This is a genomic window from Montanilutibacter psychrotolerans (assembly GCF_003719825.1).
In the GTDB taxonomy this organism is placed as follows: Bacteria; Pseudomonadota; Gammaproteobacteria; order Xanthomonadales; family Xanthomonadaceae; genus Montanilutibacter; species Montanilutibacter psychrotolerans.
This window is the reverse complement of sequence record NZ_RIBS01000003.1, coordinates 189,053-212,256: the sequence shown is the minus strand read 5'-3', so window position 1 is coordinate 212,256 and position 23,204 is coordinate 189,053. Positions and strand designations below refer to the sequence as shown.

Genomic DNA, 23,204 nt, shown 5'->3' with positions numbered 1-23,204 from the left:
CGGCTTGCAACGGCCGGCTTGGCTCAGGCGGACCCAACACCGAACCCGATCCAGCCCCTTCAGCGTCGCGTGATTCGTTGCCAGACGTGTCGGTGCAGGAGCGCCCGTGGACCGGGGGTGGCGATTGCCGCGGCCAGCAGCGACAGCATGGCGACGGCGGCCAACCAGCTGGCACCTGCCCAGTTCCGTTCGACGGCTGGCCATAGCAGCCGGGCCAGCAGCGATACCGCCATGGCCGCCAACAGGGGGGGCATCACGCTACGCAGGTACCAGCCGGTCAGTTCGCCGCGCAGCAGGCGTCGATGCATCAGGGGCAGGCCGAGCGCCAGCCAGGCGAAGTTGATTGCCAGCGAAACACCAGCCGCGCCGACCATCCCGAAGCGGTTGATCGCCACGACGTACAGCGGCGCCCCCACCACGACCGCGATGAGGTTGCCCGTGGCTGCCAACCCGGTCCAGCCATGCGCCAGCTGCAGCGCGAACGGAATGTTCAGCAGGCCGTTCATCGCCGCGCCCGCGAACAGCAGGCTCAACGGCAGTGCGGCCACGGCTGCAAGCGCCGCATCGCCAGTCCACAGCAGCAGGACCGACTGGGCATGCACGCAGATGATGGCGGCAATGGCGGCCACCACCACGGCGACGATCTGACTGGCCAGGTGGTAGAGATCCGAGATCCCTGCCTGATCCCCCTCGGCCGCGAAGCGGCTCAGGCGCGGATAGATCGCATTGAACATCGGCTGCACGAGCCTGCCCAGTCCGGCGCTGATGGTGATGGCGACGGCGTACTGGCCAAACTCGGCGAGCGGGCGCAGGGCGGAAAGCGTGAACCGGTCCATCTGCCCAAGCAGCAATCCCAATGCAGTGACACCAAACACACCAAACGCGAAACGCCTTGCGTCCAGCAGCTCGTGCCAGTTCATGCGCACAGGACCTGCCGCTGGCGGCAGCAGGCGCCACAGCAATGCCGCGCTGCACAGGGTTTGTGCGGCCGCGACGATGGCGTGCCACCACAGGAATCCCGCCAGGCCCGTATCGGTCCAGTACAACACCGGCAGCACGCCAGCGAAGCGCAATGTGGCGAACACCGCGACCAGCACGTTGAGCCGCGGCTGTTGCTCAAGGCCGGACAGGGACGCCGCATAGAAACTGGTTGGCCACAGCAGCGCCACCACCAGCCCCATGAGCTGGATCGCGGATGTCGTCTGGGCAGGACCGAGTTGCGTGGGTTCGAGCCAGTCGCTGGCGATCGCCGTGCTGCCGGCATACAACGCCACGAAGATCGTCAGCGCCATTGGCCACATCAGCCACTCGAAGCTGCGGACCAGTTGCCGGATGCTGCCTCGGCGTTGCGGATCATGGTTGCGTTGCGCCAGTTCGCGTCCGAGGAACACGCCAGCGCCCATGTCCAGCAGCAGCGAGATCGCCTGCAGGCTGAGCATGAAGGCCACCAGCCCGAACCGTTCGGCGCCGAGTTCGCGCAGGTAGGCCGGCACGAACACGATGCCCATCAGCCCGACCCAGGCCTGCCCCGCGTAGTTCGCCAGGACACTGTTGCGCAGGCGCGCCATTGGCGGAGGCGCCGTGCCGCTAGTCGCCGGACGCCGCGCCGCGCCGGGCGACGAGCACCACCGAGTCGAACTCGCCGTTGCTGAACTTGTCGGTGATCAGCAATGCCTCGCCAAAGCCGAGCCGGTTCAACGTGCGCAGAATGGTCGGCAGGTCGTAGACGTGCAACTGCATCGGCGGCTCACCTGCCGGTCGTCCGCGCAGGATGTTTCGCACCGCATTCAGTAGCGGGAACCGGTAACGCAGTTTGACCAGCGCGCGAATCCACCGTGGGGCGGTGCAGGCATAGAGCACCTGCACGGCGATGTATCCGTGCGGGCGCACCTTGGACGCCATCGCCTCGATCAGCCGGTGGCCACGCCGAGGGTCGATGTGCGCGAACACGATGTGCGAGTGCACAAGGTCGTACTCGCCCCGCGCCTGGCTGAGCCCATCGTCGGACCCGATCAGCTCGACGTTGTCGATGCCCATCAGTTCGCAGTTGCGTCGCGCTTCGGCAAGCATCGCCGGCGAGATATCCACGCCGGTGGCGCGATCGCTCTGTCGTGCCAAGGGAATCAGCAGACGCCCGACGCCGCATCCGAAGTCCAGCGACGCTTCCGGCCGGAAGCCCGGCTGGAAGCGTTCGCCGATGGTGGCCAGCAGTCGCTCGACGTGCTCGTCGCCCATCCGGAAAAAGGCGGCCCGCGCCTGGTCGGTCATCCGCTCGGCGCGGAAGGACTCGTCGCTGATCACGCCGAAGTAAGGATCGTTGCGGCCCCAGTTCTCCCAGTCGCGGTCGGTTCCCATGCGTCTTCTCTTGTGTCCGTGGTTTCGATCAATCGCCAATGACGGCGTAGGAAATACGTGGTTCGAAATCAAACCGGCGCACGCGGAGCTTGTTGAGGTCGAGCATCTCCATCACGGCAATGGTCTCGCCGGGGAACGCTTCCTCGTTGAGTTCGTCGAACACCAGCACCGAACCCTTCGGCATGCGCGGCAGGAACTGCTCGAGTGCGATTCGGGTGGGTTGGTAGATGTCGAAGTCGAGGTAGAGGCAGCTTACGACCAGGTGCGGGTAGTCCTGCAGGTACTTCGGAGCCGTCTGGGCGAAATCTCCCGGCACGACTTCGACCTTGGGGAAGTGGTTGAGGAACCTGCTGATGTCGAACAGCTCGACCGCGCGCAGCAGGTCCTCGTAGGCGCCGTCGGCCGCGAAACCGTGCTGCTTGAGGTGCGCGGACTTTCGCTCAGGCTTGCCCTTCAGGTCGGCCGCATCGATGTCGGGGAAGCCGGTGAACGTGTCGAAGCCGATCACCCGGCGCTGGAAGTTGTACGGCTCCAGGATCGCGCTGAGCTTGGCGAAACTCATCAGGCCGCCGCCGAACAGCACGCCGCACTCGACGATCGAGCCCTGCACGTCCTTGATCAGCTTGAAGATCTCGTACCTGGCCAGGAAGCGCGCGAGGTTCTGCCGCGGCACGTACTTGGCGAAGTTCTCGAGCTTCTCGGTGGCCGATCCCGGGCTGTTGGTGAAGTACTCCTCGAGTGCCTCACGCGAGGTGAGGTCGAAGCGGGCCTGCGTCCGCGGGTCGTGCATGGTGGGCGATATGTCGCCGTTTCCGGGGGTGGTGCTGTTTTCGGTCGTGTCGGTCACGGGAGGCCTCGGTTACGGCTGCTGCCAGGCGGAAGGGATCTGGATCGGCGCGAAGTCGCGCGCACGGATGAAGTCGCCAATGGTGCTGCCGCTGGGTCGGCTGTCCACGTTGGGCGCGCCGCGGCCCTGTTCGATGTCGGAACGGTTGAGCGTGCGGAAATCGATGCTGAAGCGCGTGCGACCCGAACGGTTTGCCGCCGTGGCGTGCAGGTGCGCGGCGGAGAACATGATCACGTCGCCCTTGGTGCTGGCGATGCGCAGTTCGCTCTCGGTACTGATCGGATCGGCCGGCAGCGGGTGCTTGCGGGTGTCCTTGTCCACCTGGCTGGTGGCGAGTTGGCGGCCAACACGGCACCACTCGTCGTAGTCGAACTCGGACGAACTGTTGGGCACGGCTTTGGACCAGTACTCGGGGAAGAACGACATCGCCCGTTCGGTGGTCACCGCGAATGCCGGCAGCCACCAGTTCACCTGCGCGGTGGGACTTGCGTACCAGATGTCGCGGTGCGCCTTGTACGCATAGCTGACGCCGGAGCTTAGGTAGTCGCCGTGCGGCACCAGGCGCAGGCGCGGTACGTCGAAGTAGGTTTCGTCGAGGTCGCAGCCGAAGGCAACGAGCACGTCGCGCACCAGTTCCTTGGTGCGCAGGTCGTTGGTGAAGCGTGACTTCAGCGGCCCGGCGCGTTCGATGAACGCGGCCACCGACAGCTCTTCCTGTGCGAACTGCGGGTCCATCGGGGCGAACGCCTCGCTGGCCAGGGAGATGGCGTGGTCGGCGAGCGCGGCAGTCGCCGCGTTGCGGCTGTACAGCAGCAGGTCGCCGTTGAAAACGAGGCGCCGGCGCTCGCTGCAGTCGAGCTCGTGGTTCAGATGGATGCCGATCATGGAGCGTGCCCTTGGGTGCTTTGCGTGTCGCGTTGGGTTGGCCGGTGATGCGCGATGGCGCGGTTACGCGCGCCTGAGGTAGCCGCCGGGGGCCACGGTGACCAGGAGCTTGCTTTCGAGATCGGTGTCGACCTCGAGGTCGAGCGCGGCGCCATCGGCGGCCGTGCGCCCTTCGTCGCCCAGTCGCCGGAGGTACTCGCGAACCGCCGTCCTGGGGTTGTCGCCCGGGCCCCAGTTGCGGTCCGGGTACTGGGATGCCGGCAGGTCCTCGACGACCGTGTCGAACACCACGCAGTAACAACCGCGCGTCACCAGTGGAGCGTAGGCCTCCAGCTCGGCGAGCACGTGTTCGTGGCTGTGGTTGGAGTCGAGACAGACCATCACGCGCTCATGGCGCTGCGCTGCCTGCGCGACCTGGGCGACGATGTCCGGAGCCACCGAAGACCCCTGCAGCATGTCGATGCGACCAGCCATCGGATGGGCAAGGATCGCCTCGCGGTTGTGCGCACGGATGTCGATATCGACGCCCAGTACGCGTCGCCGTGGCGCGCGCGGGTCGAGCGTTTCGCCGCTGGCCAGCGCATCGGTGTAATCGAGCATCGCCAGCAGCGAGGCGCTCAGCACCAGCGATCCACCGTGGGCGATGCCGGTTTCGATGATCAGGTCCGGGCGCGTTGCCCAGACGAGTTCCTGCATCGCCACGATGTCCTGCGGGTACTGGATGATCGGCCGGCCCTGCCAGGTGAAGTTGTACGAGTACTTCGCCTCCACCGACGACTCGGTGAACGCCCGCGCGTCCGCGAGCAGGCGCTGGTTGCCACGCACGTCGCGCAGTCGTTGCCGGGTTTCTTCCTGGAAGTCGCTCATGTCTGGTCCACGGCAATGTAGTTGGGACCCGGGCCGCCCATCGCCCGGATCTCGGAAAGGTAGTTGGAGTTCATCACGAACACGTCGGGTGCGTCACCGAGCAACTTCAGCGCCTCGTGCGGTGCCAGGACGGGCAGGCCGCTGCCGGCGAGGTGGCGGCCCTGCTTGGCCGGATTGATGTCGATCGCCAGCGCCGGGGCCAGGCCGCGTGCCTGCATGTGATGGGTGAACATCACACCCTTGGCGGCGGCGCCCCAGACCGCGCTGCGCGCACCGGGGCGCGTGGCCTGAGCGCACCGATCCAGACTGGCGAAGAACCCCGCGGGCAACGTCACCGGCGGCGGTGCGCCCAGCCCGGGAGCGGCCGGGTCGCGCAGGGAGTCCAGCTCGGCCACCACATAGATGTATTGGCCTCCGAACAGGCTGCCCGACTCGAGCACGCTGCCGAACATGCGCGCGAAATCGGCGCGACGGAAATAGTTCACGTGCTCATAGAACACGTCGAACCAGGCACGCCGCTGCAGGATCCACTCAAGGCACGGCACTTCGATGTAGATGCGTCCGGAACCGCCGTTGGCGTCCCGCACCGATTCCAGGAACCGCATCGGCGCCGGAATGTGCTCGAGCACATGGCGCATCACGATTGCATCGCCCCGCACGCCGATCCCGGGTTCGAAGTGACGGCGGATGATGTGTTCCGAGTCGCCTTCGTACGCCGGGTCGATGCCGCGGGCGTCATGCCCGGCAGCCCGCAACAGGTCGAGGAAGGCGCCTTTGCCGCAACCGATCTCGAGGATGTCCATGGCACCGAAATGGCGGCCGATGGTGGCCAGCACTTCCGAGACATGCGCCTGGAACGCCGGCGAGTGCCCTTGCTCGTTCTGGTAGCTGCCGTCGTAGCTCAGCCGGTCCGGGTCGAACGCGGCGTTGTGCACCCGGCCACTGGCAAGGTCCTGGACCAGGGCGACGTCACCACGTGGGCAGGCCATGGCGGCGGCAGCCGATTCGAACATCTTGTTCTGGTATGCCGGCAAGCCTTGCAGCCGCAGCAGTTCGCGTTCGCTCATGTCGTTTCCAGCAGAGAGTGCAGCCGGCGCGTGCTGCCCCAGAACGCGAAGGGTTCATAGTCAGGATAGGCGTAAACGCCGCGGTTCAGCGCGATGTCGGCGTCCCACTCGCGCAGCCAGCCGCGAACGGTGTCGGTGACCGTCGCCGGGTGGCCGCTGCAGATGTTGACCGTGCCTGCATCGGCATGCCCCAGTGCGATCGCCGCGATATGCGCGGCAGCCGTTTCGATGGGCAGGAAGTCGCGCACCTGGTCGCCGTTCGACATGTCGAACGTGCGGGCGTTCGATGCGACGGCGGCGCGCAGTTGCGCGTAAAGCGAACTCGCTGCCTGGCCCGGCCCGTACAGATAGAACAGCCGCAGCCAGGCAAGTCCGAACCCGCGGTCCTGGCCGCGTTCGACCAGGTGCTGGTGCAACGCGGCCTTGGCCTGGCCGTAGGCGGTAACGGGCGAGGCGCTCATGGCCTCGTCAAGTTCGCCAGATTGCAGCCCGTATTCCAGGCACGTGCCGGCCACGACCAGCCGCTGCAGGCCGGCGTCGAGGCAGGCATCGAGGAAGGCGGCGTGGGCGGGGAACTCGGTGTCGAGATGGTGCGCGGAGTGGTAGTTCGGCAAGCCTCCCCAGGCCAGATGCAGGAGCACGTCCGGGCGCCCCAGGCGTTCGAAAGGGGCCTGGCCCGGCGCGGCGATGTCCATCGCCAGCGGTGTCACGGCGTCGCTGACCGGCGGGTCCGGGCGGCGCGACACCGCGACCACGGCGGCACCGCGCGCCACGAGTTCGCGCACCACCTGCCGGCCGATGAAGCCGCTGGCACCGGTCACCGCGACGCGCACGGTCAATCGATCTCCATCGCAGGCACCGCGGTCGCGAAACGTCCACCCCATTCGCGGATGTACGCCAGTTGCGCGGTGATCTCCTCACGAAGGTTCCACGGCAGGATGAGCACCACGTCGGGGCGATCGTCCCGCAGGTGCTGCTCGGCAACGACCGGAATGCGCGAGCCGGGCAGGAAACGTCCCTGCTTGTGCGGCGACGCGTCGACGACGTACGGCAGCAGGTCACGTCGCACGCCGGCGTAGTTGAGCAGGGTGTTGCCCTTCGCCGCTGCGCCGTAGCCGGCGACCTTGCGGCCGGCACGGCGTTGCTGCAGCAGGAATTCCAGCAGGCCGTCCTTGACCTCGTCTGCCCGGGCCTGGAAGCCCTGGTAGTAGTCGGCCTCGAGCATGCCCGCGGCCGCTTCGCCCGCCAGTACCCGTGCCACGGCATCGGTCTGGCGGTGTGCGCTGGCCTCGGGCGAGGCCCAGACACGCAGTGAGCCACCGTGAGTGGGCAGGACTTCGACATCCCACACGCGCAGCCCGTGCGCGGCGAACACCTTGCACACGGTGTGCAGCGAGAAGTACGAAAAGTGCTCGTGGTAGACGGTGTCGAACTGGTGCTGCGCGACCAGCTGCTGCAGGTGCGGAAACTCGACGGTGAGCACGCCCTGTGGCGTCAGCGCCACGGCGATGCCGGCGACGAAGTCGTTGAGGTCGGGCACGTGGGCGAGCACATTGTTGGCCACCACCAGGTCGGCGCGGCCGCGCTGGGAAACGAAACGCCCCGCGAACTCGCGGCCGAAAAATTCGACGATCGTGTCGATGCCGCGCGCGCGTGCCGCTTCGGCCGTTCCCGCCGTGGGTTCGATGCCAACGCAGGGAATGCCGCGTGCGGCCACGTACTGCAGCAGGTAGCCGTCGTTGGAGGCGATCTCGACCACGAGGCTGTCGGCACCCAGGCCCAGTCGCTCGGTCGCGCGCTCCACGTAGCGTTCGGCATGTTCAAGCCACGAGCGCGAGTAGGACGAGAAGTACACGTAGTCCGGCGAGAACAGCTGTGCGTGCGACTGCACTTCGTCGACTTGCACCAGCAGGCAGTTCGGGCAGGTGTACAACCGCAGCGGGAACCAGGATTCCGGGGCGGTCAGTGCCTCGGGGGCAAGGAACGCGTTGGAAGGTGGCGCAGTGCCCAGGTCGAGGAAAACGTGGCGACGATCGTCCGCACCGGCGATGTCTCCGCCGAGCGTGGTCGCACAGAAGCGGCACTTCATGGATGGATTCCTGGGAAGTCCTGGTCGAGCGGCGCCGCGATTCGATCGCGTTCGGAAACCTGGCTCACCGTCAGCGGCCAGTCGATCGCCAGTCGTGGGTCGTCGTAACGCAGGCCACCCTCGTGTGCGCGACTCCATGACGCCGTGTGCAGGTACAGCAGTTGCGCGTCATCGGTCAGCGCCTGGAAGCCGTGCGCAAAGCCTTCGGGAATGAAGAATTGCAGTGGCGCTTCCTCGGCCAGCTCGACACCGAACCATTGCAGGAAGGTCGACGAGCCGGCACGCAGGTCGACAGCCACGTCGAACACGCGGCCACGTACGCAACGGATCAGCTTGGCCTCCGCCGCTGGCGGGTGCTGGAAATGCATGCCGCGCACGCTGCCGCGTTGGTACGTGGTGGACAGGTTGATCTGCGGGAAGTGCAGGCCAGGGCGCAACGCCTCCAGTTCGGATTCGCAGAACACGCGGACGAAGCGTCCGCGTTCGTCCGAAATCGGCGAGGTTTCGATCAGCGTCAGCCCTGCGAGCGGTGTGGGATGCAGCACCATCGCGCTCATGGGGACGTGGCCCAGTCCAACTTGGCCGCGCGCGCATCGGCGACATAGGCCGACAGATCCGAGTGGCTCAGCACCGTATTGCCTTCATGGAAGGCGCGGTACCAGCCGATGGTGCGTTCCACGGTTTGCGTGGCGTTCCATACCGGGTGCCAGCCGAGCTCGCGCGCGGCCTTGCCACAATCCAGCCGCAGCGTCGCTGCCTCGTGCGGATGCGAATCGTTGCAGGGTTCGTCCCTCACGCCGGGCCAGAGTTCGCGCATCCGCGCCACCAGTCCGGCGACCGGCATCGTGGCATCGGTGGCAGGTCCGAAATTCCAGGGGCCCTCGGCGCGTTCACCGGCCAACAGCGCCTGGCCCAGACGCAGGTACCCCGACAACGGTTCGAGCACGTGCTGCCACGGCCTTACCGCGTGGGGATTGCGCACGCGCAAGGGCGCGCCGGCCATCGCCGATCGCACAAGATCGGGCACCAGCCGGTCTTCGGACCAGTCACCGCCGCCGATGACGTTGCCCGCGCGCGCGGTCGCGACCCTCGGCTGTGATTGTCCGACGCCGCTGAAGAAGCTCTTGCGATAGCACTCCGACACCAGCTCGGCGCAGGCCTTGGACGTGCTGTAGGGATCGTGGCCGCCAAGCGGGTGTTGCTCGTGGTAGCCGTCTTCGGTGGTCTGGTCCAGGTAGACCTTGTCGGTTGTCGCATTGACCAGGGCGCGCACCGAAGCGCAGCCGCGCACCGCCTCGAACAGGTTGACCAGTCCTGTCACGTTGGTGGCGAACGTTCCGACAGGGTCGCGATAACTGCGCCTGACCAAAGGCTGCGCCGCGAGGTGGAACACCATGTGCGGTTGCTCTGCATCGATTGCGGCGCGCAATGCGGCGCTGTCGCGCAGGTCGACTTCGAGGTTGCGCACGCCATCGAGCTGCAGCAGTCCCCAGTGCGAGGGCGTGGTGTCGGCCGGCAGTGCGAGGCCGGTGATCTGGGCGCCCATCTGCTGCAGCCACAGGCAAAGCCACGACCCCTTGAAGCCGGTGTGGCCCGTGACCAGTACGCGCAGGTCGGTGTAGCTGCCGCCAAACAGCGGTCTCAGGTCCATGTTTTCCACGGCGCCGAACCCGTTTGCCAGAGCTCTTCGAGCTTGAGCTTGTCGCGCAGCGTGTCCATCGGCTGCCAGAAGCCGTGGTGGGTGTAGGCCGCCAGTTGGCCTTGGCGTGCCAGCGCCTCCAGAGGGCCGCGCTCCCAGACGCAATCGTCGCCGTCGATGTGGTCGAGCGCGGCGCGTTCCAGCACGAAGAAGCCGCCGTTGATCCAGCTGCCGTCACCCGATGGCTTCTCCTCGAAGCGGGTGATTCGGCCCTCGTTGATATCCAGCGCGCCGAAGCGTCCCGGCGGCTGCACGGCGCAGACCGTGGCCAGGGCACCCTTCTCGCGATGGAAGGCGATCGTCGCGCCGATGTCGACATCGGACACACCATCGCCGTAGGTGAAGCAGAACGGACCGTCGTCGAGGTAGCCCGCGACACGCCGCAGGCGCCCGCCGGTCTGGGTGTCGTCGCCGGTATCCACCAAGGTGATCCGCCATGGCTCGGCGTGCTTGTGGTGCACGTCCAGGCGGTTGTTGCGCAGGTCGATGGTGACATCCGACATGTGCAGGAAGTAGTTGGCGAAGTACTCCTTGATCATGTAGCCCTTGTAGCCAAGGCAGATCACGAAGTCGTTGATGCCGTGGTGGGAGTAGATCTTGAGGATGTGCCAAAGGATGGGCTTGCCGCCGATGTCGATCATCGGTTTGGGCCTGACCGTGGTTTCTTCGCTGATGCGGGTGCCCAGGCCACCCGCAAGGATCACTGCTTTCATGGGGCTATTAGGCCGGAGTCGCTGCACGAGTACCAGACCTCAATGTGCTGGTGATCACGCGCCACGAAGCACGCCCGGAGGTCTCGGTGGTTGCTTTGGCGCACGCGGACTCCCCGCCGCAGTCGTTTGCAGCACGTCCGGCGTCAGGCCGTCCCTCGACGGGGTAGCGTGGGTGCCGGACCGGAGCCTTCCGGCATCGATTCTGGCGAAGTAGTGCCGGGCGAATCGGGGCCAGGGTCGAATTGCCACGGTCGCACAGGGGACGTCGCGGCACGCAAGGGCAGCCACACAGAGCCTTGGGGGGCAGGCGGCAATCCGCCGCGTGCCCCGCCCGCGCCCGACTACGGTGCGTCGGTGCGATTGAGCGCTGCCTTGAAGCGCGGGTCCTGCGTCAGCCCCAATTCGCTGGCGCGTTGCATCACCGCCTTCGCCTGCGCACCGTAGCCACTGCGGATGAGGTCGGCGGCAAGGCCGCCCGCCAGGCTCGGATCGGGCGAGCCGCGGTCCAGCGACCTGACGAACAGACGCGTGGCGAGTGCGTCGTCATGCAGGTAAGTCTGAGCGTAGACGCCGTAATCGACATAGCCCTGCCTGGGCATGAGGGAGCGCCGGAACAGGGTGGACAGCGCCAGCGACAACTGCTTGTCGTCCAGTTCCATTCCCTTGAAGCGATGATTCAGCAGGCCATGGACCGCGCCTTGTTCCTGCGGCCCGATCGGCCGTGTGCGTATCTTCTCGTTGAGCCGGTCCCACCACGCCGCTTCCGGTACCTGCCCACTGCTCGCCGCCATCAGGATCAGGCCCTGCTCCGGCAAAGGTGAGGCGCCGGGGAGGCGCGAGCCGCGTTCGAACTCGCGCACCGCCATCGGATAGAAGCGCGATGTCGTGTCCATGCCCGAGAGGTTCATGAGCTGCTCGGCGTAATCGTTGCTGGCCCGGGCCGATGCGGGGTTGCGCTCCGCCAGTTCGTTGGCGAGCAGAATCTGGTTGCCCCAGGTGGCGCTGCGAACGGCAGTCATCCCGCCGAATGCGACCAGCAGTGCACCCAGCGCCACGTACTTGAGCCCCGGGCCGTCGTGCATCGGGATCCGACGTGCCAGATCGGCCAACGCCATCAGCACGCCCAGCAGTGCGAAGTAATTGCGATGCTCGAATCGCAGTTCCAGGTTGAACACGTTGCTGGTCAGCAGGTGCGCGGCGAAGAACCACAGGATGCCGAGGGATGCCAGCGGCATGCGGCGCCGCGCCAGCCATGCGAATGCGAGCAACCCCAGCAGGAACAGGCCGCCGGCAAGCGTGGTCGCAGGCGACAGCAGTCCGGTCGATATCGGGTAGTTGTCGTAATAGAACGTCAGGCTGCTGGGCAGCGGCAGGAGCATCTGCCCGATATAGGCAGGCAGGATGCGCAGCTGGCTCAGCAGCCGTTCGGCCAGTGTGAAGTCGCGACCGCCCATGTTTCCTGGCGTTGCGTACTGCGGCAGGACCCAGGCCACGAACAGCACGATCGCCGCCAGCAGGCCCGCCGCGTAGGCGATCTTGAGAAACCTGCGGGTCCGCTCGGCTTTCGCGTCGAAGTCGAGCACCGTCAGCTCCAGGCACAGTGCATACACCGGGAACAGCACCGCGCTTTCCTTGCTTGCCATGCCCAGGCAGGCAAGCACCGCCGATGTTGCCAGCCACGGCCAGCCGAGATCGCCATTGCGCTGCGCCGTCCGGCCGCGCATGTAGGCGATCAGCGCAAGCAGCACGAAGGTCAGCGACAACGTCTCCATCCGCTGGACGACGTAAAGCACCGTCGAGACCTGCATCGGGTGAATGGCCCATAGCAGGGCGATCGCGAATGCCGCGACGAGGGGCCATGGTCGCTCCGCGCTGTCACGCGGCAGCGCCAGCACGCGACGCAGCAGCCAGAACACCAGCAGCGCATTGATCAGGTGAACGATCAGGCTGGTCAGCTTGAACGGATAGGCCGACGTGTCGCTGATCAGGTAGTCCAGCGCAAAGCTGATCGTCGCCAGTGGCCGGCCGTAGCCGCCGCCCTGATAGCCCTGCGATGCCGTGACGATCGCTTCCCAGCTCAGCGTCTGCGCATGGATGCGCGTGTTGCTGACGATATTGGGGTAGTCGTCGAAGATGAAACCGCCGCTGAGACCGGGCCAGTAAACCAGTGCGGCCAGTACGGACAATGCAAGCGAGTACAGCAGGGTGGATCTACGCGACAGCGTCATCAGTTCACATTCCAGCGGCCATGGACCGCAGTGTAGTTGCGCGATCCATGGGCCGTATGTGGCGGACGTTCCGGTGTCAGGCGCAACCAGCCGGCTTGTGCTTGTCGGCGATTCCGGCGCTGGTGATGCAGCTCCAGCTGCCGTTGCTGGCGCGGGTGATCTCGATCAGCTCGCCGTTGACCTTCGGATTGCCCGCCAGTTCACAGCGGATGTGGCCGGTAAGGCCGGGGGCCATCGTGAGGTTGGTGCAGCGGGGGGTCGTACTTTGCAGGCCAATGTCCTGAATGTTGAACGTCGTCAGGCTTTCGGTGATCACGAGCGATTCGAAGCTGGACTTGCCGCTGGTGATGTCCGACAGCCCCGCCGTGACCTGGCTGCGGGCCACGTAGTCTTGATAGGCGGGCAGTGCGATCGCCGCGAGGATGGCGATGATCGCAACGACGATCATCAGCTCGATCAAGGTAAAGCCCTGCTGCCGTTTCATGGTGGATCCCCTGTGTTGATAACCATAGGTCAAAGCAGAGAGCGTGCCAGACCGGCCACATGGGCCCGGATGGCCGACAAGTGGTCGGGTATGGGCGGTGAGTGGCTTGATCTGGCGTCAAATTCGCCTTCAATCTGCCCGGACGGACGTGGGCGCGTCGTGAGGCGCGGGGCGGAACCTGACGCGTCGGGTCGTGGTTGGCCCCTGCAATTGCGGGCTCAGGGGCAACTCTTTCCCCGGTGCGCGCGCGTCGGGGCTTCTGTTGTGTTGGCGAGGGGGCTCGTCACGTAGTGACCGGCACTACGGAACCCCATGCCCGAGGCGCGATGTTGCCGTAGCGGCGCGGCATGCCTGCCCGAGTGCGGCGCGCGGCCCGGCATCTTGTCCCGGTATCCAGCGCAGCGCGGCTTTATTGCCCGAACCACTGGGTGAAGAAACCAAAAAAAAGCCCCGACACAAGGCCGGGGCTTTCCCTCAAGCGAGACTACTGCAGATTAGGTGCAGTTGCCCGGCTTGTACTTGTCGGCCAGGCCGTTGCCGGTCGAGCAAGCCCACACGCCGTTGGTGGTGCGGGTCAGGATGATCGTCTTGGCGAGGACCTTCGGGTTGCCGGCCAGCACGCAGGTGATGGTCTTGTTCTGGTCCTGGCTGAACGCAGCACCTTCGGTCTTGATCGACGAGCAACGCGGGGTCGCGTTCTGCAGACCGATGGCGGCGGCGCTGGAGGCGAGCGTCGAACCACGGTTGATCAGCTCTTCGAACGCGGTCTCACCGCCGCGGATGTCGGCCAGGCCAGCCGTCGCCTGCGAACGGGCAACGTAGTCCTGGTAAGCCGGCAGCGCGATGGCGGCAAGGATCGCGATGATCGCGACAACGATCATCAGTTCGATGAGGGTGAAGCCTTGCTGATTCTTCTTCATGGTGTTTCCCCTAGGAGTGGTTGACATCATCACGTACGTCCGGCCCGGCGTTATCGGTCCTTCGGCAGCCGTGCGTCGAAGCACGTGCAGAGATGAATACGCACAAGCCATGCCAAGACCGGCCAGCGGCCTTGTAACGGGAAACTGGGAGGGGGGTCACGTTAAGAATGTGGCACAGGAATTGGCGAGGTGACAAATATGGTCACCCTGTCGGAAAAGGTGACAAATTGGGTCACATCTGGCGCAGCCCCCGGGTTCGAGGGCGCTTCGGAGCCAAGCCGCGCGCTGCGATTGTCGGCACGCGTAGCGATGGGCGCAGATGCCAGTTGCCCGATGCAATGCCGTGCCGTTGCTTCCGGCTACAACTGCCAACTCGGTTGCTCGGCATCGCCACTGGCTCAAGTATCCTGCCGTCCAAATGGGGAGGGGTGAGATGTCGAATCGCAGGATCGGCCTGGAGCGTACGCTGCTGGCCTTGTTTGTCGCTTCCGGCTTTGCCGGACTGGTGTATCAGTCGATCTGGTCGCATTACCTGGGACTCAGCCTTGGCCACGCTGCCTATGCGCAGTCGCTGGTGCTCGCGATCTTCATGGGCGGAATGGCGTTGGGGGCATGGGCCGTCAGCCGCTTCGGCAGTGGCTGGGGGCGCTTGATCCTGGCCTATGCCTGGGTGGAGATCGTGATTGGCCTGGCCGGACTGGCGTTCCATCCCCTGTTCGAGATGTACACCACCTTCTCCCAGGACACCGTCTACCCGGCGATGAGCTCGGAAGCGGCGGTGCGCGCCTGGCAGTGGGGCAGTGCGGCGATGATGATCCTGCCGCAGAGCATTCTGCTGGGCATGACGTTTCCGCTGATGAGCGGCGGCTACCTGCGGGTGGCGCCCAGGGCGGATGGCGAAATCCTTGGCGGCCTGTACTTCACCAACAGCATTGGTGCAGCCATCGGCGCGCTCGCCGCAACCTTCGTCCTGCTGCCGGCCGTTGGCATGCCCGGCTCGGTGATGGTTGCCGGCCTGGTCAATCTCGCCGTTGGCGGGTTGGCTTGGGTGGTGGCCAGGCACGCGGACCAGGCTGCCCCGGTGCCGGTCGCACCTGTCAGTTCGTCCACGGCCGATTCTTCCAAGGCCGATTCTTCCAAGGCCGATCCTGCTGGTGGCGCGGCCCGGCTGGCGCCTGTGCTGATGCTGGCGGCGGCAATCACCGGCGCGACCTCGTTCGTCTATGAGATCGGCTGGGTGCGGATGCTCAACCAGGCGTTGGGCACCACCGTGCACTCGTTCGAGTTGATGCTGGCAGCATTCATCCTCGGCCTCGCGTTCGGTGGCTGGTGGATCCGCAATCGCAGCCAGCGTCTTGGCGACGCGATCGCCTATGCCGGCTATGCCCAGATCTGGATGGGTGCGGCGGCGCTGGTTTCGCTGCCGGTGTTCGGTCAGAGCTTCCGCTGGGTTGCCGGCCTGATGGCCGCCCTGCCGCGTGATCCATCCGGCTACGCGATGTTCAGCCTCGGCAGCGGGGGAATCGCGCTGCTGGTGATGTTCCCCGCGGCGTTTTTTGCCGGCATGACCTTGCCGCTGTACACGATGGCACTTCTGCGCCGCGGCGGCGGCGAGGCAAGCATCGGTCGCATCTATGCGGCCAATACGCTGGGTGCGATCGTCGGCGTTGTGGTCGCGGTGCACGTGCTGATTCCGATGCTTGGCCTGCGCCTGGCGGTCACGATCGCGGCGCTGATCGATATCGTGTTGGGCGTGGTGCTGCTGCGCTTCTATGCCGAGCAGGTGCGCAAGCCGCGTTACCTGGCGGCGGTCGCGGTTGCCGTGGTCGCGTTCGCAGGCAGCATGCTGCTTGGTCGCGTCGAGCCGCGCGCGCTGGTTTCGGGTGTGTTCCGTCACGGGTTGGCTAGCCTGGGAGGCGACGCCACCGTGCATTACCTGCGTGACGGCAAGACCGCGACGGTCGGCTTCTTCAGTGTCGGCTCGGTGGGCACCATCGCCACCAATGGCAAGCCCGATGCGTCCATCGAGATCGGGACGGACCAGGTGCCGACCGATGACGAGATCACGATGGCGATGGCCGCGGCGCTGCCGCTGGCGACCCATCCGGATCCTCGCAAGGTCGCCATCATCGGTTGGGGCTCCGGCTTGAGCACCCACACGATGCTGGGTAGTCCGCTGCCGGAGGTCGTCGACTCGATCGAGATCGAGCGGGCGATGTACGACGGCGCCCGCATGTACGGTCGCCGTGTGGCCCGGGCGTACAACGACCCCCGTTCCAGGATCCATATCGACGACGCCCGGACGTACTTCTCCACCGGGCAGCGGCGTTACGACGTGATCATCTCCGAACCGTCCAACCCCTGGGTCAGCGGTGTCGCCAGCCTGTTCACGTCCGAGTTCTACGAGTTCATGCACCGCCACCTCGAAGACGACGGTATCGCCGTGCAGTGGCTGCAGTCGTACGAGCTCAGCGACCCGCTGGTGGCGACCATGGTGTCGGCCCTGGTGAACGAATTTGACTATGTCGATGCCTACCTCACCAATACCTCGGACATGCTGTTCGTGGCCAGTGGCAAGCCGATTCCCGCCATGGATGCCAAGCGGCTTTCGGGCGAACCCCTGAAGTCCGAGCTCGCTCGGATTGGCATCCGCAGCGGCGCCGACCTGCAGGTGCGTCAGATCGCCTCGCGTTCGACGCTACAGGCCTACGTCGCGATGGAGCAGGCGGTGCCGCATTCGGACTTCTATCCCACCGTATCGCTGCAGGCGCCGAGAACCAGATTCATGCATGAGCGTGTGGTGCTCCTGGAGGCGTTGACGGGCGTCGGGATGCCGCTGCTGGAAATGACGGGCGGACGTTCCCCGTTGTCGATTGCCGACGATGTGACCGAGAACAAGAGCAGTTTCGGCGCCACCGACCACACCAATGCCCGCAGCCTGCGCGACGCGATGAACGGCGGCACCGGCGAAGGTCTGCGGGCACGGCGCAAGGATCTGCTCGAAGCGGTCAAGGTGTTGCGTGGCCTGTCCGCGAGTCCGGTGGCGTCGAAGGACATGGAGCTGTGGATGCGCGCTGTTGCCGGTGTGGCCGACTCGTCGATCGGCTATCTGCCGGCTGATGACCACGTGGGCATCTGGCTGCAGCCGGAATGGATCGACCTGAAGGCGCAACCGCCGATGGTGGTTGCGGTGATGGACGCCTACGCGGCGGCTGCCCGGAGAAACGGTCCGGCGATGCGCGAGACTGGATTGCAGGCGCTGCAGCTGGTCGGGAATTCGGCCCCCAGCGTCCTGCGCGAGCAGATGCTGGTGATCTCCATCCTGGGTGCTATTGCGCAAGGCGATCGCAAGGGGGCCGTCGAGATCGAGAGCAAGCACGGCGCCAACGTGGCGTCCGAACGACGCTATGCGCTGGCGCGTAGCTTCCTGTTGGCCTGGAACGACGTGGCTCCCAGTCCCTGATCGGCCCAACGAAATGCGGCGCCTGGTGAACCAGGCGCCGCAACGGCAGTGATCAGCGAAGTCAGTGGCGCGATGTGGCGCCAGGCAAATGCCGCGCGGCTTCAGTCGATGCCGAGCTTCTTGAGCTTGTAGCGCAGCGCGCGGAACGTGATGCCCAGTGCCGCCGCGGTGCGGGTCTTGTTGTAGCGGTTTTCCTGCAGCGCGTGCTGGATGGCGGCGCGTTCGATCTCTTCGATGTAGGACGGCAGCGCACTGGTGGCGGTGTCGCGGGGATCGAGCGTGCGCGGGTCAACTGCCGCCGCGGGTGCCGACGGCTGCGGCGCGGCGACCGCTGCGGGCGGGGATGCCATGGGGGCGGTGCTGGCCACCACCGGCAGGTGCAGGTCGCCGGCATCGAGGTAGTCGCCCTCGGCCAGCGCCAGGGCGCGTTCGAGGATGTTTTCGAGTTCGCGCACATTGCCCGGGAACGGGTAGCGGCGCAGGGCCTCGACGGCGTCGTCGCCCAGTCGTGACACCGACCGGCCCTGGTGCCCGGCAAGGCGCTCGAGGATCTTCGCCGACAGCCCGGGCAGGTCTTCGAGGCGCTCGCGCAGCGGCGGCACGCGCAGCTCGATCACGTTGATGCGGTAGTAAAGGTCCTGGCGGAATCGGCCATCGGCGACCATCGGACCCAGGTCCTTGTGGGTCGCCGACAGGATGCGCACATCCACCGTAACTTCGGCGTTGGCGCCCACCGGACGGATCGACTTTTCCTGGATCGCGCGCAGCAGCTTGACCTGCATCGCCAGTGGCAGCTCGGCGACCTCGTCGAGGAACAGCGTGCCGCCGTCGGCAGCCTGGAACAGGCCGGGCTTGTCGACGTGCGCACCGGTGAAGCTGCCCTTCTTGTGGCCGAAGAACTCGCTCTCCATGAGCTCGGCGGGAATCGCGCCGCAGTTGACCGGCACGAACGGGCCGGTGGACCGGCCGCCTTCGGCGTGGATCGTACGGGCGACAAGCTCCTTGCCCACGCCCGATTCGCCGGCGATGTAAACCGGTGCCTGGCTGCGTGCAACCTTTGCGATGGTCTGGCGAAGCTGCGCCATGGCCTGCGACTGGCCATACAGGCGGGACGCCACCGCGTCGGCTGCCGCGGCCGGCGGCGGCGATTCGCCGAGATCAAGCGCGTGGCGGACCAGATCGCGCAGTACCGACAACTCGACCGGCTTGGCGACAAAATCAAAGGCGCCGGCCTTGAGCGCCTCGACCGCGGCTTCGACGTTGCCGAAGGCGGTGATCATGGCGACCGGGGTGTTCGGGTGGTTCTGGCTGATCTCGCTGATGAGATCGATGCCCGAGCCGTCGGGCAGGCGCATGTCGGTCAGGCAGAGGTCGTACCGGTTGCGCTGCAGGTGGTTGCGCGCCTCGGTGACGCTCGATGCGGTGTCGCAGCGCAGGCCCATGCGGCCCAGTGTCATGACCAGCAGCTCGCGGATATCGCGCTCGTCGTCAACTATCAGTGCGCTGCGGGTTTCGGCCATGTCGCTCACGATAGCGGAAGGGCGCGTTACGGCCAAGCGGTGCAACGTGCCGCGGTCACACGGTGCGGCCGCGGCGTTCCTGCGTGGGGGGCGGCTTGGTCGGCTGGGTGGGCGCGGAGAACCGGATCCGGAAGCAGCCGCCACCGCCGGGCAGGGGTACGAAATCGAGCATCGCCTGATTGGCGCGGCACAGTTCGCGTGCGATGTAGAGGCCCAGGCCCGTGCCGTGGCTGGAGGTGGTGAAGAACGGCCGGAACAACTGCTGGGCAATGCGGTCGGGAATGCCCGGACCCCGGTCGAGCACCTCGACCATCGGCATCAGCTGCTTGTCGATCTGCACGTTGACGGTGATTCGCGCCGGCTCACCGGGAATACGGCCATACAGCAGTGCGTTGTGCACCAGCACGGTCAGCACCTGGTGCAGCTGGCGTGGATCGACCAGCACCGCGATGTTCGGCTGCCCGGCGGTCACCCGCAGGCTGTCGAGCTCGATCGGGTGGCCCGCCTGGTAGTCGTCGATGAAGTGGCGCGTGAAGCTGACCAGTTCGACGTGCTCGGGCTTGGCCGGCTCGCGGCGGGCCAGGCCGAGCACGTTCTCGACGATGCCGTTCATGCGCGTGCCCTGCTGGCGGATGATCTCCAGCAGGCGGCGGTCGGCCGGGCGGATGTCGTGGGACTCCTCGAGCAGTTGCACCGAGTAGCTGATCGCCGCGAGCGGGTTTCGGATCTCGTGGGCGAGGCTGGCCGAAAAGCGGCCGAGCGTGGCCAGGGTCAGCGATTCGGCCTTGCGCGAGGCCAGCGAGGTGTCGTCCAGAAACACCAGGGTCTGGTCGCTGCCGGCAAGCAGGCGGGTGAAGCGCGGCACCACTTCGGGCTGGTCCGGGGCGATCTGCAGCGGATTCTCATCGCTGCGACCATCGCTGCGCCATTGCGCGAGGCGGCGCGACAGCTCCGGCAGCGCGATGGCCAGATCGCGACGCCCATCGCCGGCATCGCCGAGCAGCAGGGTGGCGGCTTCGTTGGCCAGACGCACGTGGTTGTCGCCATCAACCAGCAGCACGCCGGTGCGCAGGCGGCGGATGATCAGTTCGTTGACCTCGACCAGGTGCGCGGTCTCGGCGCCGCGGCGCTCGGCGAGGTTGTAGCTTTCGCGCATCTCGCGACCGAGCACGCTGGTCAGGGTGGCGATGGCCAGGTAACCGATCGCAAACATCACCGGCTCCACCAGCGAGCGCGTGTCGGGCTCGCCCGCCATGACACTCCAGCTGAACTCGCCGACGAGCCCCGCCACCGCAATGAGCACGATCCCCAGGCCGTAGCGCGTGCGCAGCAGCAAGGCCGCCGCGCCGATGTTGAACATCAGCATGAGCGAGATGCCGGTACCCGCGACTGGCAGGGCGTGGATCGCCAGGATGCCGAACAGCAGGTCGATGCTGACCCCCACCAGGGCCTGGGTGCGCAGCTCGCCGCGCCGGCCGAACACGAACAGCAACAGCGCGGCCAACAGATAGCCCGACGCCAGCACCGCGGCCAGGCCGGGATGGCGGGGGACGCTGAGGTAGTCGACCACCGGGCCGAACACCACGAACACCAGCATCGTCGCTTCGAGCAGCCGGTACAGCGTGTAGAAGTACAGTTCGCGCCGCAGTACGCGGTCGGCGTCGGCTACCTCGGGGCTGGCGAGACGTAACGGCAAGCTGGCGTCCTTGGCGGTGTTTGCCCGGGAGTATAGGCAGGTTGCGCGCGCTGGCTACCTCGCGGGCCGCTGCGTGCGGCCCCCAGAGGCCCCGCCGGCGCGGCCGCCGGACCCCGGTTTTGCCCGTACCCCCCCCGATCGGTGACAATGCCCGGCCCCCCGCACCCGCAACCGCCCGCCGGATGCCGCTGCGTGGGATGTCTTCAACTCCCCTCGGTGACGCATGAACTTTCACGAATACCAGGCAAAGCAGCTCTTTGCCGACTACGGCATCGCAGTGCCGGTCGGTGTGGTTGCCCGCACCCCCGACGAAGCCGTCGCAGCCGCCAAGACCATCCCGGGTGACCTGTGGGTCGTCAAGGCGCAGATCCACGCCGGCGGCCGCGGCAAGGCCGGCGGCGTCAAGCTGGCCCGCTCGTACGACGAAGTGAAGCAGTACGCCGCCGCGATGCTGGGCACCAGGATGGCGACCTACCAGACTGCCGGCGTCGAGCTGCCGATCGATTCGGTGCTGGTGTGCGAAGGCACCGACATCGCCAAGGAACTGTACCTGTCGGTGCTGGTGGACCGTTCGACCAAGTCGATCACCTTCATCGCCTCGGCCGAGGGCGGCATGGACATCGAGCAGGTCGCCGCCGAGAAGCCGGAAGCGATCCACTCGCTCAACGTCAACTACGTGCAGGGCCTGCAGGCGTTTGAATGCCGCAACCTGGGCTTCGCGCTGGGCCTGGACGCCAAGCAGGTCGGCCAGCTGACCAAGATCATGCTGGGCCTGTACAAGCTGTTCAACGAGAAGGACCTGGCGCTGGTCGAGCTGAACCCGCTGGCCATCCTCACCAACGGCAACCTGGCCGTGCTCGACGGCAAGATCGATTCCGACGACAACGCCTCGTTCCGCCATCCGGAACTGGTGGCGATGCGCGACATCCGCCAGGAAGACGAGACCGAGGTGCTGGCCAGCCAGCACGACCTCAACTACGTCACCATGGACGGCAACATCGGTTGCATGGTCAACGGCGCAGGCCTGGCCATGGCCACGATGGACGTCATCTCGCTCAACGGCGGTTCGCCGGCGAACTTCCTGGACGTGGGCGGCGGCGCGACCAAGGCGCGCGTGACCGAGGCGTTCAAGCTGATCCTGTCGTCGGACAAGGTCAAGGCGATCTTCGTCAACATCTTCGGCGGCATCGTCCGCTGCGACATGATCGCCGAAGGCATCATCGGCGCGGTCAAGGAAGTCGACGTCAAGGTGCCGGTGATCGTGCGTCTGGAAGGCACCAACGTGGATGCCGGCAAGGAGCTGCTGAAGAACTCCGGCCTGGCCATCATCCCGGCCGATGACATCAACGACGGCGCGAAGAAGGCCGTTGCGGCCGTCGCCGGCAAGTAATACAGGACGAACACATGAGCGTTTTGATCAACAAGAACACCAAGGTGATCGTCCAGGGCTTCACCGGCTCGCAGGGCACCTTCCACGCCGAACAGATGCTGGAATACGGCACCCAGGTCGTCGGTGGCGTGACCCCGGGCAAGGGCGGCACGCAGCACCTCGGCCTGCCGGTCTTCAACACCGTGGCCGATGCGGTCAACGAGACCGGCGCCGACGCCTCGGTCATCTACGTGCCGCCGCCGTTCGCGGCCGATGCGATCCTCGAAGCGGCCGATGCCGGCATCAAGGTCATCGTCTGCATCACCGAAGGCATCCCGGTGCTGGACATGCTGCGCGTCAAGAACGTGCTGAACGGTTTCGACGACGTGGTGCTGGTCGGCCCGAACTGCCCGGGCGTGATCACGCCGGGCGAGTGCAAGATCGGCATCATGCCGGGCCACATCCACATGCCGGGCAAGATCGGCATCGTGTCGCGCTCGGGCACGCTGACCTATGAAGCCGTCAAGCAGACCACCGACGTCGGCCTCGGCCAGTCGACCTGCATCGGCATCGGCGGCGACCCGATCAACGGCACCAACTTCATCGACGCGCTGAAGTGGTTCCAGGACGACCCGCAGACCGAAGGCATCATCATGGTCGGCGAGATCGGCGGTTCGGCCGAGGAAGAAGCGGCCGAGTTCATCCGCCAGTACGTCACCAAGCCGGTGGTCGGCTTCATCGCCGGCGCCTCGGCTCCGAAGGGCAAGCGCATGGGCCACGCCGGTGCGATCGCCTCGGGCGGCTCGGGCACCGCGGAAGGCAAGTTCGCCGCGATGGAAGCAGCCGGCGTCACCACGGTGAAGTCGCCGGGCGACCTGGGTGCAGCGATCGCCAAGCGCCTCAACGGCTGACAGCCAGTGCGCCCTGACGGCCTCCGTTGGCGGAACTGACGTTCCGTTGGCGGGGGCCGTTTTCGTTGGTAAATAGGGTGTGCTGGCTGCC

19 protein-coding genes are annotated in these 23,204 nt (G+C 66.3%); 3 read left to right on the top strand and 16 right to left on the bottom strand.

The window, feature by feature from the left end; genetic code table 11:
* Window positions 1–59: 59 nt before the first annotated feature.
* From EER27_RS07715 to EER27_RS07650, 14 genes are all read right to left on the bottom strand, one after another.
* Window positions 60–1,568, bottom strand: a complete 1,509-nt coding sequence (locus tag EER27_RS07715; RefSeq protein ID WP_123087454.1) for a lipopolysaccharide biosynthesis protein — start codon at window positions 1,566–1,568, stop codon at window positions 60–62.
* Window positions 1,569–1,587: 19 nt separating this feature from the next.
* Window positions 1,588–2,355 carry a class I SAM-dependent methyltransferase gene (locus EER27_RS07710; protein WP_123087453.1) on the bottom strand — a complete coding sequence of 256 codons (768 nt, stop codon included), beginning with the start codon at window positions 2,353–2,355 and terminating at the stop codon, window positions 1,588–1,590.
* Window positions 2,356–2,383: 28 nt separating this feature from the next.
* Window positions 2,384–3,202 carry a TylF/MycF family methyltransferase gene (locus tag EER27_RS07705; RefSeq protein WP_223807222.1) on the bottom strand — a complete coding sequence of 273 codons (819 nt, stop codon included), beginning with the start codon at window positions 3,200–3,202 and terminating at the stop codon, window positions 2,384–2,386.
* 12 nt (window positions 3,203–3,214) lie between these two features.
* Window positions 3,215–4,087: a hypothetical protein gene (locus EER27_RS07700; RefSeq protein WP_123087452.1), complete on the bottom strand. Its 873-nt coding sequence runs from the start codon at window positions 4,085–4,087 to the stop codon at window positions 3,215–3,217.
* A 63-nt stretch (window positions 4,088–4,150) separates the two neighbouring features.
* Complete coding sequence (locus EER27_RS07695) at window positions 4,151–4,954, bottom strand: cephalosporin hydroxylase family protein (RefSeq protein ID WP_123087451.1); 804 nt, start codon at window positions 4,952–4,954, stop codon at window positions 4,151–4,153.
* Window positions 4,951–6,021: a class I SAM-dependent methyltransferase gene (locus EER27_RS07690; RefSeq protein WP_123087450.1), complete on the bottom strand. Its 1,071-nt coding sequence runs from the start codon at window positions 6,019–6,021 to the stop codon at window positions 4,951–4,953. Before EER27_RS07690 ends, EER27_RS07695 begins: the two co-directional genes overlap by 4 nt.
* A complete protein-coding gene (locus EER27_RS07685) occupies window positions 6,018–6,854 on the bottom strand; it encodes an NAD-dependent epimerase/dehydratase family protein (protein ID WP_123087449.1) in 837 nt (278 codons plus the stop codon). Before EER27_RS07685 ends, EER27_RS07690 begins: the two co-directional genes overlap by 4 nt.
* A gap of 2 nt (window positions 6,855–6,856) precedes the next feature.
* Window positions 6,857–8,110, bottom strand: a complete 1,254-nt coding sequence (locus EER27_RS07680; protein ID WP_123087448.1) for a class I SAM-dependent methyltransferase — start codon at window positions 8,108–8,110, stop codon at window positions 6,857–6,859.
* Window positions 8,107–8,658 (bottom strand): dTDP-4-dehydrorhamnose 3,5-epimerase, encoded by a 552-nt coding sequence (gene rfbC / locus EER27_RS07675; protein ID WP_123087788.1) that lies wholly within the window; start codon window positions 8,656–8,658, stop codon window positions 8,107–8,109. The genes EER27_RS07680 and rfbC overlap by 4 nt, the downstream gene beginning before the upstream one ends.
* A 5-nt stretch (window positions 8,659–8,663) precedes the next feature.
* A complete protein-coding gene (gene rfbG / locus EER27_RS07670) occupies window positions 8,664–9,761 on the bottom strand; it encodes a CDP-glucose 4,6-dehydratase (RefSeq protein WP_190285698.1) in 1,098 nt (365 codons plus the stop codon).
* Window positions 9,752–10,522: a glucose-1-phosphate cytidylyltransferase gene (gene rfbF / locus EER27_RS07665; protein ID WP_123087446.1), complete on the bottom strand. Its 771-nt coding sequence runs from the start codon at window positions 10,520–10,522 to the stop codon at window positions 9,752–9,754. The genes rfbG and rfbF overlap by 10 nt, the downstream gene beginning before the upstream one ends.
* A 341-nt stretch (window positions 10,523–10,863) precedes the next feature.
* Window positions 10,864–12,750 carry a hypothetical protein gene (locus EER27_RS07660; protein WP_123087445.1) on the bottom strand — a complete coding sequence of 629 codons (1,887 nt, stop codon included), beginning with the start codon at window positions 12,748–12,750 and terminating at the stop codon, window positions 10,864–10,866.
* Between the two features lie 76 nt (window positions 12,751–12,826).
* Complete coding sequence (locus EER27_RS07655; RefSeq protein ID WP_123087444.1) at window positions 12,827–13,234, bottom strand: pilin; 408 nt, start codon at window positions 13,232–13,234, stop codon at window positions 12,827–12,829.
* Between the two features lie 494 nt (window positions 13,235–13,728).
* Window positions 13,729–14,154, bottom strand: a complete 426-nt coding sequence (locus EER27_RS07650) for a pilin (RefSeq protein ID WP_123087443.1) — start codon at window positions 14,152–14,154, stop codon at window positions 13,729–13,731.
* Window positions 14,155–14,587: 433 nt separating this feature from the next.
* Between EER27_RS07650 and EER27_RS07645 the strand changes: the two genes are divergently transcribed.
* Entirely contained in the window at window positions 14,588–17,617 is a 3,030-nt protein-coding gene (locus EER27_RS07645; protein WP_190285697.1) for a fused MFS/spermidine synthase, read from the top strand.
* 101 nt (window positions 17,618–17,718) lie between these two features.
* Here the strand turns inward: EER27_RS07645 and EER27_RS07640 are convergent, their stop codons facing one another.
* Window positions 17,719–19,137 carry a sigma-54-dependent transcriptional regulator gene (locus EER27_RS07640; protein ID WP_123087441.1) on the bottom strand — a complete coding sequence of 473 codons (1,419 nt, stop codon included), beginning with the start codon at window positions 19,135–19,137 and terminating at the stop codon, window positions 17,719–17,721.
* Window positions 19,138–19,192: 55 nt separating this feature from the next.
* Window positions 19,193–20,833 carry a sensor histidine kinase gene (locus tag EER27_RS07635; RefSeq protein ID WP_223807220.1) on the bottom strand — a complete coding sequence of 547 codons (1,641 nt, stop codon included), beginning with the start codon at window positions 20,831–20,833 and terminating at the stop codon, window positions 19,193–19,195.
* Between the two features lie 223 nt (window positions 20,834–21,056).
* On the opposite strand from EER27_RS07635, the gene sucC reads away from it, so the two are divergent.
* Together sucC and sucD are read left to right on the top strand one after the other, a co-directional pair.
* The gene (gene sucC, locus EER27_RS07630) at window positions 21,057–22,223 is read left to right on the top strand and encodes an ADP-forming succinate--CoA ligase subunit beta (protein WP_123087440.1); all 1,167 of its coding nucleotides are present in this window, start codon (window positions 21,057–21,059) and stop codon (window positions 22,221–22,223) included.
* A 14-nt stretch (window positions 22,224–22,237) separates the two neighbouring features.
* On the top strand, window positions 22,238–23,113 hold the full coding sequence (sucD, locus tag EER27_RS07625) for a succinate--CoA ligase subunit alpha (RefSeq protein WP_123087439.1): 876 nt from the start codon (window positions 22,238–22,240) through the stop codon (window positions 23,111–23,113).
* The last annotated feature ends 91 nt before the right edge of the window (window positions 23,114–23,204 follow it).